Annotated in this window: 15 protein-coding genes; 8 read left to right on the top strand and 7 right to left on the bottom strand. The window is 41.8% G+C overall.

Going from position 1 to position 12,579, the window contains the following annotated elements:
• Positions 1-115: 115 nt before the first annotated feature.
• The 3 genes from copZ to IGJ28_RS07245 all read right to left on the bottom strand — a co-directional run bounded on the left by copZ (position 116) and on the right by IGJ28_RS07245 (position 1,876).
• The gene (copZ, locus tag IGJ28_RS07255) at positions 116-325 is read right to left on the bottom strand and encodes a copper chaperone CopZ (RefSeq protein ID WP_086269458.1); all 210 of its coding nucleotides are present in this window, start codon (positions 323-325) and stop codon (positions 116-118) included.
• A gap of 3 nt (positions 326-328) precedes the next feature.
• Positions 329-775 (bottom strand): CopY/TcrY family copper transport repressor, encoded by a 447-nt coding sequence (locus IGJ28_RS07250; RefSeq protein WP_252712208.1) that lies wholly within the window; start codon positions 773-775, stop codon positions 329-331.
• A 114-nt stretch (positions 776-889) separates the two neighbouring features.
• Positions 890-1,876, bottom strand: coding sequence for an aldose epimerase family protein (locus IGJ28_RS07245; protein ID WP_005471910.1), 987 nt, complete (start codon positions 1,874-1,876; stop codon positions 890-892).
• A 148-nt stretch (positions 1,877-2,024) separates the two neighbouring features.
• Between IGJ28_RS07245 and IGJ28_RS07240 the strand changes: the two genes are divergently transcribed.
• Positions 2,025-2,384 carry an iron-sulfur cluster biosynthesis family protein gene (locus IGJ28_RS07240; protein WP_021149466.1) on the top strand — a complete coding sequence of 120 codons (360 nt, stop codon included), beginning with the start codon at positions 2,025-2,027 and terminating at the stop codon, positions 2,382-2,384.
• Between the two features lie 91 nt (positions 2,385-2,475).
• Here IGJ28_RS07240 and IGJ28_RS07235 read toward each other — a convergent pair whose 3' ends face one another.
• The 3 genes from IGJ28_RS07235 to map are packed head-to-tail and all read right to left on the bottom strand — an operon-like array spanning position 2,476 to position 5,427.
• Positions 2,476-3,687: a glycosyltransferase family 4 protein gene (locus IGJ28_RS07235; RefSeq protein ID WP_003127662.1), complete on the bottom strand. Its 1,212-nt coding sequence runs from the start codon at positions 3,685-3,687 to the stop codon at positions 2,476-2,478.
• 19 nt (positions 3,688-3,706) lie between these two features.
• Positions 3,707-4,630 (bottom strand): YihY/virulence factor BrkB family protein, encoded by a 924-nt coding sequence (locus IGJ28_RS07230; protein WP_003127661.1) that lies wholly within the window; start codon positions 4,628-4,630, stop codon positions 3,707-3,709.
• Between the two features lie 32 nt (positions 4,631-4,662).
• A complete protein-coding gene (gene map, locus IGJ28_RS07225; RefSeq protein WP_252712207.1) occupies positions 4,663-5,427 on the bottom strand; it encodes a type I methionyl aminopeptidase in 765 nt (254 codons plus the stop codon).
• A gap of 171 nt (positions 5,428-5,598) precedes the next feature.
• Between map and IGJ28_RS07220 the strand changes: the two genes are divergently transcribed.
• Positions 5,599-6,039, top strand: coding sequence for a flavodoxin (locus tag IGJ28_RS07220; protein ID WP_003127659.1), 441 nt, complete (start codon positions 5,599-5,601; stop codon positions 6,037-6,039).
• 68 nt (positions 6,040-6,107) lie between these two features.
• Here the strand turns inward: IGJ28_RS07220 and IGJ28_RS07215 are convergent, their stop codons facing one another.
• Positions 6,108-6,695, bottom strand: coding sequence for a TetR/AcrR family transcriptional regulator (locus tag IGJ28_RS07215; RefSeq protein WP_003127658.1), 588 nt, complete (start codon positions 6,693-6,695; stop codon positions 6,108-6,110).
• A gap of 231 nt (positions 6,696-6,926) precedes the next feature.
• On the opposite strand from IGJ28_RS07215, the gene IGJ28_RS07210 reads away from it, so the two are divergent.
• From IGJ28_RS07210 to IGJ28_RS07185, 6 genes are all read left to right on the top strand, one after another.
• Positions 6,927-8,162, top strand: a complete 1,236-nt coding sequence (locus IGJ28_RS07210; RefSeq protein ID WP_438845309.1) for an aminopeptidase — start codon at positions 6,927-6,929, stop codon at positions 8,160-8,162.
• Between the two features lie 196 nt (positions 8,163-8,358).
• Positions 8,359-9,006: a metal-dependent transcriptional regulator gene (locus IGJ28_RS07205; RefSeq protein WP_005471905.1), complete on the top strand. Its 648-nt coding sequence runs from the start codon at positions 8,359-8,361 to the stop codon at positions 9,004-9,006.
• 12 nt (positions 9,007-9,018) lie between these two features.
• Positions 9,019-10,542 (top strand): glucose-6-phosphate dehydrogenase, encoded by a 1,524-nt coding sequence (gene zwf, locus IGJ28_RS07200; RefSeq protein ID WP_060815194.1) that lies wholly within the window; start codon positions 9,019-9,021, stop codon positions 10,540-10,542.
• Between the two features lie 98 nt (positions 10,543-10,640).
• Entirely contained in the window at positions 10,641-11,447 is an 807-nt protein-coding gene (locus IGJ28_RS07195; RefSeq protein WP_138371650.1) for a hydroxymethylpyrimidine/phosphomethylpyrimidine kinase, read from the top strand.
• Positions 11,429-11,908, top strand: coding sequence for an ECF transporter S component (locus IGJ28_RS07190; protein ID WP_029487174.1), 480 nt, complete (start codon positions 11,429-11,431; stop codon positions 11,906-11,908). The genes IGJ28_RS07195 and IGJ28_RS07190 overlap by 19 nt, the downstream gene beginning before the upstream one ends.
• A gap of 7 nt (positions 11,909-11,915) precedes the next feature.
• Entirely contained in the window at positions 11,916-12,473 is a 558-nt protein-coding gene (locus IGJ28_RS07185; RefSeq protein WP_438845308.1) for a TIGR01440 family protein, read from the top strand.
• The last annotated feature ends 106 nt before the right edge of the window (positions 12,474-12,579 follow it).

The following is a 12,579-nucleotide window of genomic DNA, read 5'->3' as shown; positions in this document are numbered from 1 at the left end:
GTTTTGCGCCCTGCTGGAACGCGTTGGGGGGTGACAGAAGTTGCCTACCGTCTTTCCGCAAACAATTAAATGAACTTTTTTCATTCCATATCTTTCAAGAACAGCGGTGAGAGACTTATTCAACCGTGGCTGTGTACCCCACCTCCGTTACTTTAGCGATGATGTCATCATCTGTAACAAGTTGTTCGTCATATTTGACTTTAGCATTGGCTTTCTTTAAATTTACCTTTGCTTTTTTGACACCTGGCACTTCAGACAATGCTTTTTCTACCCGAGCAACACAGTGGTCGCAGCTCATTCCTTCAATGTGATAGATTTTTTTCATGATTTATTCTCCTTCATTCATTGTACATTGACATTGTCCCGGTATACAGTTGCAAGCAATAGCGGCTACCGGTTCTTTTTTCGCCAGTGCCTCTTCCAACATTGTTAGATCTTCATTAGTTAGTTCCGATTCACGAATCATTTCTGCCAATGTTTGTCCGATTTTTTTTGCACAGATATGAGAGAATAAACTCTCTGTGGCACTTTGAATCGTAGCATCCTCGGAAACCAAAGGATAATAAACAAATTTTTTTCCTTGGGTTTCTGTCCGCAATACGCCTTTTTTCACTAGACGGCCTAGTAATGTTTTAACGGTTGCTGTTTTCCAGTCTTTGGATTCGCTAAGAAGTGCCGTGACTTCTTGGGCATCGGATTTTCCTAATGTCCAAATCACTCGCATGATCTCCCATTCGGAATCACTGATTTTTATAGGAGCACTTGATGATTGCATATTTTTTCCTCCTTACTTGTTCACGATTTAAGTTTACATCTGTAATCGAAAATTGTCAAAAAAAACCTCTGCAGTGTTTGAGATCAACTGACAGAGGTCATATATTATCTATGATTAATAAAAAACACGATAACGAGTCACAGAATGGAAAGGTTTTTCTGGACGTAAGAGGATCTCCCCAAACTGAGGATATTTTTCTGTTCCAGGAACGCCTTGGGTCTCAATAGCCATTCCGCCATGGTTTGCAAAAGGTCCGGTTTTCATTGGTGCTCCTTCTTCGCCATCTCGTGTGGTATAGATGACTACAGCCGGTCGATCCGTTGTAACTGTGATGGAAACTTTTTCATCAGGGCTCGTCACTTTCAAGTCCCAGTCCTGAGTATGATCCAATAAGAATGGATCATCAAGTAATGTTGTGCCCATTTTTCGTGCTACACGAAAGTCAAACTTCGTATCAGCAACAGGTTGTTTTTTTCCTGTTGTTGTGACATCAGGATTCGTTTCAGCCACATATTCTGCATTGATTTGAACCATGTGATCATCGATTGGATTTCTAGTGTCACCGGTCAAATTGAAATAGCCATGATTCGTGGGATTATATAGTGTAGGCTGATCGGTTGTGGCATCGTAAGTAATCGTAAATGAATCATCATTTTCCAATGTATAAGTCACTGTGTATGAAACATTGCCCGGAAATCCACTATCGCCGTCTTTGCGTTCTGTCCGATAAATTACGCCAGCTGCGGTTTCTGTTTCAAATGTTTCAGCTTTCCAAGTATCGGTATCCAATCCCTTAAATCCGCCATGCAATGTATTGCCATTATCATTATCTTCTGTTTGATACTCTTTCCCGTCGATAGTAAATCGGGTTCCTGCAATTCTGCCGGCAACTGGCCCAATCGTTGCGCCATAATAACGCGCTTTCTGGTGTCCTGCGATCGTATCATACCCAACAACTAAGTCTCGGCCGCCATCAATCGGCACGATCCAATCCAGTAAGCGTGCTCCTTCCGGGCTTGTTACAAGTTTGACACCGCTATCATTTTCAACTTCATAAACTGTTCCCATTTTTTCTGTTTCTCGTTGCTGTACACTTGGCATTGACCATCCTTCTTTCTTCACTGAAATAACTTCTCATTCAGTATAGACGTTTTAGCCTCAAGACGTCAATAAGCTGAAAGCAGATTACTTTTGTTCTGAGGGAAATGCTCTTAGAATGAAAATGAAGAGAAAGAAGGAGGAACACATGATGGAACTAAAAATGTCACAAGCAGTCATCAACAAACTAGAAGGATATCATAGCAATGAGGGTGCTTTACTGCTGGATCTGGATGACGGTGTCGGACCTTATTCGAAATTAGGAATCTGTTCTCTCGATACAAGTTTTCGTTTCTTGCTGGTCTCAGACAAAGAGGTTCCCGCACCTTACACCATTACTCTCTCATCTGCGGTTGGACCTATTTATATCAAAGACTATACAGCCAATTATTTTGACCAAGAACCAAAGCTTAATTTAAATGAGCGTTTCCAATCAATTATGTTAGAAACAGAATCTGGCGTTGTCGATCGTAACGTTGAAATAATCGATTTGCGCAAACAATCCTTTTAGGGATAGATACAAAAAAAAACGACCCACACGTGACTTTCAGCTTCAACTGAACATGTCATGTGAGGATCGTTCTTTTACTGATGGACCGAGATTATTTTTTATGCCTAGCCCGTCGTTTTCTGCGCGAGGTCCGCTGAGGGGTTTTTGATTCTGTTGGTTCCTTTATTGGCTCCTCGGTTGTTTCTAGTGAGTCGCCTGTTCTCTTTGTCAAAACTTCCTGACGAAAGCGCCGATTACCTAGAAATTTCAAGGCGCACATCAATGGTTGGCGATTCTCTCCCACCAAACCAATCAATTCAATAAATAATTCAATCCCAAATGCGGTACTAATGATCAGTAGAATAATTGCCGTATTACTGGCATAGTTCATCAACAGTGCAATAAAAGAAAATACCATTGCTAACGCATAGATTGTCAATACTGCTCCCCGATGAGTGAATCCTAAAGAAAGCAAGCGATGATGAAGATGCATTTTATCAGCAGAAGAAATTTTTTGTTTGTTGAACTTCCGTCGAATCATCGCATAGACAGTATCGGTGATTGGTACGCCCAGAATCAGCATAGGCGTAATCACGGTTATAAACGTCGCATTCTTCAACCCTTGCAATGAGAGAACGGAAATCATAAACCCTAAGAATAAAGCACCCGTATCACCCAGAAAAATCGTTGCTGGATAAAAGTTATAGGGAAAGAATCCCACGATGGCAGCGACTAAAGTAAAGATCACCATTGAAACAGCTACTGAATCAGGTAAAAAGAAGTAACTGATAATCCCAATCGTTATCAAACTGATGATCGATACTCCACTAGCCAGTCCATCTAACCCATCAATCAAATTGACAGCATTTGTGATTGCCAATATCCATAAAATTGTCATTGGCAGGCCTAACCACCCTAAATCGAATACACCGATATAAGGAATCGACACAGTACTGATCTTGATCCCCGCCACAAAATAGATTTCCAAAGCCGCTAGCGTTAACCCACAGACCTTTTGTAATGGAGAGAGCTCAAAGATATCGTCAAGCAAACCAGTCACTACAACGATCGCGGCTCCTAAGAGCATTGGCCAGACATAGTTAAATGGGATCATCTCGCGAAACTCCCAAAGCAAGGCAAAAGAGAAGGACAGGAAAATACTAAGTCCTCCTGCTGTAGGCATTGTTTTGGTGTTGATTCGTCGTTCTCCTGGGCGATCGACTGCACCAATTTTAAAGGATATCAATTTAATGATGGGCGTCAATATCAAAGATATGATCATCGTGATGAAAAGACGTACAATAAATTTAAATGCAAATTCCATCGCTCATTCTCACTTTCATTTATTTCTCCTTATTGGAAAATGTATCTTCAAGTTTTGATGAGATACGTTCCACGGGATCTTTTCGTTCTTTGATCTCTTGTCCCGATAAATATTCTTCCACAACTGCGTTGATGATGCCGCCTAAAATAATTATCGTTGCTGCCAGATTCAGCCAAATCATCAACACAATGAAACTCCCGATGATTTGATAGCCGCTGATCCTAGCAGCAAAAAAGCGGGCATATAAGCCGAACACTTGCGACAGCAACATCCAGCCCGCAGTAGCAAATACTGCGCCAGGAAGCGTTGACCGAAGTTTTACTTTGGCATTAGGCACCAACCAGTAGATTAGCATCAAGATAAACAGCAACGCAATGATCGTCAAAGGCCATTTGACAGTTTGGAAGGTAGCAATCAAATCATCTTGAATATGGAAGATTGGTTGTAGAAAGTCCAAAATGATCTTCCCTAAACCAATAACCATCGTCACACCTACAATTGCAATCATAAACAAGAGAATAATGACAAAAGAGACCGCACGAACAACAATAAAGTTCGAACGCTGATCGACACCAAACGCTTTGTTCATGGCAATTTGTAATGCATTGATGCTTTGGCTGGCTGACCAAAGAGCTGCAAGTGCCGAAATAGACAACAAGCCGCCGGAACCAGAAGTCAGCAGATTCTCAATGGCCGGTCCGATAAATTCATACACTTGACCAGGAATCAATTCTTGGACATAGGGCAGCACGTTACTAGGAGCGATTGAAAGAAAAGGCAGCAAGTTTCCGATCGCGATCAGCAATGGAAACAAGGATAGTAATAAATAATAGGCTACGACAACTGAGGTCGTTCCCATTTCAGATTCCGTGATCCGCGTTTGTGTCGTTTCTATAAATCGCATAAGCTTTTGATTGCTTTTCGCCTTATCGATCCATTTCATTTGGGGTTCCTCCGACATCCGTCCATTCTTTTCTAGTAGGTTCCTTCTTCTCCTTGAGAAGTCAAGATCCGTGGACCATCTTTTGTGATAGCTAAGCTATGCTCATATTGACAACTCAATCCACCATCAAGTGTGTACGCTGTCCAACCATTTGGATCCATCTTCATTTTCCAAGTTCCTGTGTTGATCATCGGCTCGATCGTGATGACCATCCCTTCTTTCAAGCGCAGGCCTTTCCCTGCTTCGCCATAATGAGGAATCATTGGTGCTTCGTGGATCGTTGGACCAATGCCATGACCGACAAAATCACGGACAACACCATAGCCTTCACCTTCCGCATACGTTTGGATCGCATGACCAATATCACCGATTCGATTCCCAACTTGTGCTTGTTCGATTCCCAAATACATCGCTTTTTTCGTTACTTCCATTAAACGATCGATTTCTGGGGTCGATTCACCTACGACATAACTCCAGCAAGAATCGGAGATTCCGCCTTTTAGATCAATACACATATCTACTTTGATCAGATCACCATTTTTTAATACTTTTTTTCGGGGAAACCCATGACAAATCTCATTGTTGATGCTGCAGCAAGTCGCATATTTATAATCTTCAAAGCCGATCTGTGCAGCGATTCCGCCATGGCTTTCAATATAATTTCTCACAAATACTTCGATATCCCAGCTAGTGATCCCTGGTTTAATAAACGTACGAAGTTGTCTATGAACGTCCGCAAGTAATGCGCCGGACTCAGCCATTTGATCAATCTCTCTGGCAGATTTTAATGTTATCATTTTCTCGTCTCCCTTATTTAAATTCCTCTTATTTTACCATAGAAAGCAAGAATTTTACAAAGTCTGCTGATTCACCTAAGACTTTTTTCAAGAATTGTTATTCTTGACTGGGTTTGCTATAATCAGAGAGGGTTTTTACTGTTGACCGTTAAAGGATCGGAGGACTTATTTATGACTTTAGCTAAAATCGTTTACGCAAGCATGACAGGCAACACCGAAGAAATAGCTGATATCGTTGCAGAAGCACTTGAAAATCTGGCTATTGAGGTAGATATCAATGAATGTACGCAAGTAGATGCCGATGAATTCGAAGAGGCAGATATTTGCATTGTAGCCACTTATACCTATGGTGATGGTGAACTGCCAGACGAGATCGTTGATTTCTATGAAGACTTGCAAGAATTAGACCTGAGTGGAAAAACATTTGGTGTTTGCGGTTCAGGTGACACGTTCTACGATGATTTTTGCAAATCTGTCGATGATTTTGAAGCAGCTTTTGCCAAGACCGGTGCTATCAAAGGAGCAGAAAGCGTCAAAGTTGATTTGGCTGCCGAAGAAGAAGACATTCAAAACTTAGAAGACTTTGCGAAAAAAATCGTTGCATCTCTTTAATGCGCATACATAAAAAAGCATGTATCCCACGCTGGGTACATGCTTTTTTCTCTTTACATATGATTTAATTATTGATCGAATGACTTGTATGAAATATCAATCGGTGTTTCTCGATGAATGATATTTTCTGCGGTCTCGGTCATCAATTTTGCAATTTGGTCTTCCGTCGGATGAAGAATTCCCGAAGACATCAATGCGGCTAATCCAGTGGCAACGATCCATACACCCGTATGCAATGATTTCAGTTCGACTTCTGTTAAATCCTGATATTTCGGATCTTTTTTCACAGATTTGACGAATAAATCAAAAGAAAATTTTTGCATGGAATCGCCACCGCCATACTCTTCCAGGTAAAGCGCGCGATACAAGCGTTTTTCTTTATTCGCAAAACCAATGTAATTCAAAGTCAGATCGACGATCACGTCCCCACGTCTCTCAATGGGAAATACTTCTGTTGCTAGATAATCATAAATTTGATTGATCAAGGCACTTTTAAGGTCATCCATGTTTTTGAATTCTAAGTAAATCGGTTGGGTTGAACACTTCATTTTCGCTGCAATATTACGTGCGGTAAAACGTGTGAATCCTTCGGTTGCGACAACTTCATAGGCAGCTTTTAAAATCTGGTCTCTAGTAATTGTTTTCTTTCTTGCCATAATTTTTTAATCTCCTTAATTCTGCTATACATCGCTTTCAGAAAAACCTTTTATTCATTGTATCATGTTTTTTTAAGATTGCAAAACAACTTTTAAGATTGTCCTAGTCCCTATTTGCTTCCAATTCAGCATGAAAAAATCTGTTTTTTTGACTTCGATTTCATTTGTTTTCAAAAAAAGATAGTGCTATCATAGAGAAAGTTATAGTTAGAAAAATTAGGAGGAATTTTAATGGTTTTACCAAATTTTAATCAAAATCTTGAGAAATATGCCCAACTAATCACAGAAGTTGGCGTCAATGTTCAAAAAGGCCATACGATCGTCATCCAAATCGCTGTTGATCAAGCACCTTTGGCTCGCCTTTTGACAAAAAAAGCCTATGCATTAGGGGCAGCAGAAGTCATCGTTCAATGGACAGATGATGTCGTTCAAAAAGAATTTCTTGCCCACGCCGACAGCGATCGCTTGGAAACGATTCCCCAATACAAAATCGATCAAACAGACGATTGGGTAGCAAAAGGTGCGAGCCGTATCAGTGTGGTTTCAGCCAATCACGATGCATTAGCAGGTGTAGATTCAGACCGCGTAGCGACTTATCAAGCCGCCTCGGGGAAAGCCATGATTAACTTGCGAAAAGCAACCCAAGCCAACAAAGTGAGCTGGACGGTTGTGGCAGCCGCTGGTCAAGATTGGGCACAAAAAGTCTTCCCTGATGCAACACCAGAAGAAGCGCAAGACTTGCTTTGGGATCAAATTTTCAAAACAACGCGCATCTATGAAGAAGACCCTGTGGCAGCTTGGAAGAATCATGATAAAACGTTGCAAGAAAAAGCCAATGAACTCAACGAAGAACAATTCACAGCGTTGCATTATACTGCCCCAGGCACAGACATTATTATCGGCTTGCCAAAGAACCATTTATGGGAAGGTGCCGGCAGCTTCAATGCCCGTGGCGAAAAGTTTATGGCAAACATGCCAACAGAAGAGGTCTTTACCGCTCCTGATAGCCGCCGCATCGATGGCTATATCTCAAGTACGAAACCATTAAGCTATGCGGGAACGATCATCTCTGGGATGAAGTTCACCTTTAAAGATGGGAAAGTGGTTGATTTCTCTGCAGAACAAGGAGAAGAAGTTTTAGCAAAATTATTAGCCATTGATGAAGGCGCAAAACATTTAGGCGAAGTGGCCCTTGTTCCTGATCCTTCACCAATCTCACAATCCGGAATCATTTTCTTCAACACCCTTTTTGATGAAAATGCTTCAAACCACTTAGCTCTTGGTTCGGCTTATGCATTCAGCTTACAAGGCGGAACAGAAATGAGCGAAGAAGAATTGGCCGCTGCTGGTCTCAACCGCAGCCAAACACACGTTGACTTTATGGTAGGATCTGCCCAAATGTCCATCGATGGAATCAAAGAAGATGGCACAACAGTCCCAGTATTCAGAAATGGCGATTGGGCTTAATACACACTAAAAAGGCTGAGAGGATGAATCATTCTCTCAGTTTTCTTCTTCTTAAAAAACTGACTGTCAGAATAAGCGAATAAAGTAAAGCGGTTTATAAAAAACCTTCTTCTTCCCACGGTTTTTTCCGTAGTAATCTGTGGCTTTTTTTGATAGAATTTAGTTTGATAGTCTTTGATAAGAGAGGATGAATACCATGACACCAAACCGCGAAGATTATTTGAAGCTCATCTTGGAATTGGGCGGTGATCAGAAGAAAATCAACAACAAACAAATCGTTTCTGGTCTGGATGTGTCTGCTGCTTCAGTAAGCGAGATGATTTCTAAGCTTTTAAAAGAAGGCTTAGTAGAACACTCTCCTTATCAAGGCGTCCAATTGACCGAAAGCGGACTAGCTTCGGCAAGTGCTCTCATTCGTAAACATCGTTTATGGGAAGTATTTTTAGTGGAGCATTTGAATTATTCTTGGAATGAAGTCCACGATGATGCGGAGGTACTTGAACATGTCACATCAGGGACATTGGCTGATCATTTAGAAGCCTATCTAGGACATCCTAAGTTTTGTCCTCACGGCGGAATGATCCCCGAACAGGGACAACCCGTCCACGAAGGAGAAAAAACGACGATGAGTGCTTACCCTGTCGGGACAAAGATCCGAATTGCTCGCGTGTTGGATGAACGGGAATTGTTGGACTATCTGGTAGCCATCGACCTGAATATTCATGAAGAGTTTGAGATCATTGATACGGCTGCCTACGAAGGACCGATCACCATTAAAAATGCGGATAAAGAAATTGCTGTCAGTTATAAAGCAGCTAGTACGATTTTTGTAGATAAATTGTAAGGAGTGAAAACGATGGAAAAAAAGGTGCTTTTTACTATTTTTGGCGGAACCGGTGACCTTGCACAACGCAAACTTTACCCTTCCCTCTTCCGTTTGTATAAAAAAGGCGATCTTAAAGAAGATTTTGCTGTAATCGGTACGGCTCGCCGTCCTTGGTCAGATGAACATTACCGTGAAGTTGTTATGGGAACGATCGAAGATTTGATCGAGTCAAAAGAACAAGCTGAGACTTTCGCTTCACATTTTTATTATCAGTCTCATGATGTAACAGATACCACTCACTATGACTCATTGAAAGAGCTGGCAGATTCTCTAGATCAGAAGTATCAGCTTGAAGGAAACCAACTGTTTTATCTGGCAATGTCTCCAAACTTCTTTGGTACCATCGTCTCACATTTAAAATCACAAGGCATGCTTGAAACCGAAGGCTACCATCGTGTGGTGATTGAAAAACCTTTCGGAAGTGACTATGCCTCTGCGAAACAATTGAACGAAGAAATCAATCAAGTTTTCAGTGAGCAAGAGATCTATCGAATCGATCACTATCTAGGAAAAGAAATGATCCAAAATATTTCTGCAATCCGTTTTGCCAATAATATTTTTGAATCGCAATGGAACAACCGCTATATCGACAATGTTCAAATCAATATCGCTGAAGATCTCGGCGTTGAAGAACGCGGCGGCTATTATGATAAGAGTGGTGCCTTAAAGGATATGGTCCAAAACCACATCTTGCAGATTCTCTCTTTGCTAGCTATGGAACCACCAGTCGCTTTCTCAGAAAAAGAACTCCGTACAGAAAAAATCAAAGCATTGAATGCGATTCGCATTTATTCAGAAGAAGAAGTCAAAACTAATTTTGTCCGCGGACAGTATGCTCACGGGCAATTAGAGGATCAGCAGTTTGCTGGGTATCGTGAAGAAATGAATGTTGCGGAAGATTCTGCCACCGAAACATTTGTCGCAGGCAAGTTTTTGATCGACAACTTCCGCTGGTCAGGAGTCCCTTTTTATGTACGCACAGGGAAACGTTTAACAGAGAAAGGCACCCGTATCAATATCGTTTTCAAGCAAGTCCCAGTGAATGTTTTCAAGAAAGATGTGACTGATTGCGAAAGCAAGAAGAAATTAGCACCTAATGTCTTGACGATTTATATTCAACCGACGGAAGGCTTTTCACTTTCTCTAAATGGCAAAGAAATCGGTCAAGGATTCGACACCCTTCCTGTTAAACTAGATTACCGCAATAGTACTGAAATCGTAGAAAATACGCCAGAAGCCTATGAAAAATTGCTCTTAGATGCTTTAAATGGGGACGGCACCAACTTTACTCATTGGGACGAAGTTGCTCAATCATGGCGCATCGTCGATGTCATCCGACATGCTTGGGATAAAGAAACACCTGATTTTCCGAACTATTCAGCAGGGACCATGGGACCAAAAGCCGCCTATGATCTATTAGCAGCTGATGGCTTTGAATGGATTTGGAAACCAGATGAATGGTATCGTGAACGGAACTTACTAAATAATCAATAAGCAGCAGCCAATTGGATGGGTAAAAAAACAGCCAATTGGCTGTTTTTATTTTTGCTCCATTCGCTATAATAAAACGAAAGACTAAAGGATGTGAATCAATGAAACAAGTATTGACCATTGCTGGCTTAGACAGCTTAGCAGGTGGTGGTGCCACTGCAGATATCAAGACCTTTGAAGAATTCAATACCTTTGGTCACATGGTGCTCACTTGTGTCGCAGCCATCAATGAGGAAATCACCATTTATGATATCCCTCCTGCAACGCTGAAGGACCAATTAGCTTCAGTTAAAGCTTTCACCCGTTTAGCAGCCATCAAAATCGGCCTATTACATACACTGGAAACGATCGAATTAGTGAAAAATTTCCTAGTGACCCAAGACTGCCCGATCATCTTAGATCCAGTCTTAGCTTTTAAAGAAGGACAGACAAAAGCCAATCAAGAGTATCAACACGCCCTGCAATCCTTATTTTCCTTAGCCACTATCGTTACTCCCAATTTGGTTGAAGCAGAATATTTCGCAAATCAAGCCATTACTACTCGGGAAGAAATGAAGATAGCTGCCAAAAAAATCAAAGCACTTGGGCCTGCTTTTGTGTTGATCAAAGGTGGCGCTCGTCTGAACGGGCTGCAAGCCTGCGACCTGCTCTATGATGGGGATGACTTTTTCTTTTTTGAGACACCAAAATCACCCAAACAGACAACGAACGGCGCCGGTTGTACGTTATCCGCTGCCATCGCTGCGCTCTTGGCTACTGACCGCTCAATGACAGATGCTGTACAGCAAGCCAAAGACTTTGTTTTTGCCGGCATTGAAAATGGGCTACAGCTGACAGAATCTTTAGGAAATGTCGATCAACTTGCTTATTTTAGGAAAGGAGTTACCTCATGTCTACCAAGAAACTAACAACGTTAGCTATGCTGACAGCACTGACTACCGCTCTTTCTTTATTATTTGTCCTGCCAGTTCCTCAGACAAAAGGTGTCGTGACCCTTTGCGAAGCCGGCATCTATACCACAGCTCTTCTATTAGGCGGTCCTTCAGGTGCGATCGTCGGCAGCTTGAGCGGCGGAATGATCGACTTTTTGTCCGGTTATCCAGAATGGGCATTGTTTTCTATTTTGATCCATGGCTGCCAAGGCTACCTTACTGGTCGTTTTCGTCACTATCCCCTGCTGGCACTTTGTTTGGGAAGCGTGACGATGATTTTAGGCTATGCCGCAGCAACGACCATCATGTTTGGCTTTGGAGCAGGCATTGCTTCGATTCTCAGCAATAGCCTTCAAAATGTTTTCGGTATATTGGTAGCATTTCCGCTTGTCAATTATTTAAAACGAACGCAAAAATTTTCTTTGAATGAGAGGTAAGATTCCAATGAATGATTTTCATCAACTTAAAAATGACTTAGTAACCATCACAACTGAAGTAATTGACGCAGCACACTTAACGCAAAATGATTTATTTGTTTTAGGCTGTTCTACTAGCGAAGTCGTTGGCGGGATGATCGGCAAAAACTCCAGCGAAGAAGTAGGCTACATCATTATTAAGACCATTAAAGAGGTGTTGGATCCGCTTGGCATTCGCTTAGCGGTTCAAGGATGCGAACACTTGAACCGTGCATTAGCTGTAGAGCGTAGCACTGCTCAGTATTATCAATTAGAAGAAGTGGCAGTTGTCCCTGCACTTCATGCGGGAGGTGCTTGTTCTGTAGCGGCATTTCGCTTGTTTGATGATCCCGTTGAAGTGGAGCATATCATTGCGAAAGCTGGCATCGATATTGGTGATACTGCCATCGGCATGCATGTCAAACACGTACAGATCCCTATTCGGCCAAGTATCAAAACGTTAGGTGCAGCTCATGTGACTGCATTAGGCTCACGCCCCAAATATATCGGCGGACCGCGGGCACAGTACAAAGTATCTGCTATGTGACGAAAGATTCAACAAAACCGAAGGATACCTGCTAAGCTTCTTGGACGATTCGTCCTTCGCGCAAGATTGCGCATCGCTTTTCAGAGATAGCCTTCGGTTTATTTGT

This window comes from Enterococcus sp. AZ091 (genome assembly GCF_051714805.1).
Classification (GTDB): domain Bacteria; phylum Bacillota; class Bacilli; order Lactobacillales; family Enterococcaceae; genus Enterococcus_D; species Enterococcus_D gallinarum.
This window is presented reverse-complemented; position numbering and strand designations above follow the sequence as displayed.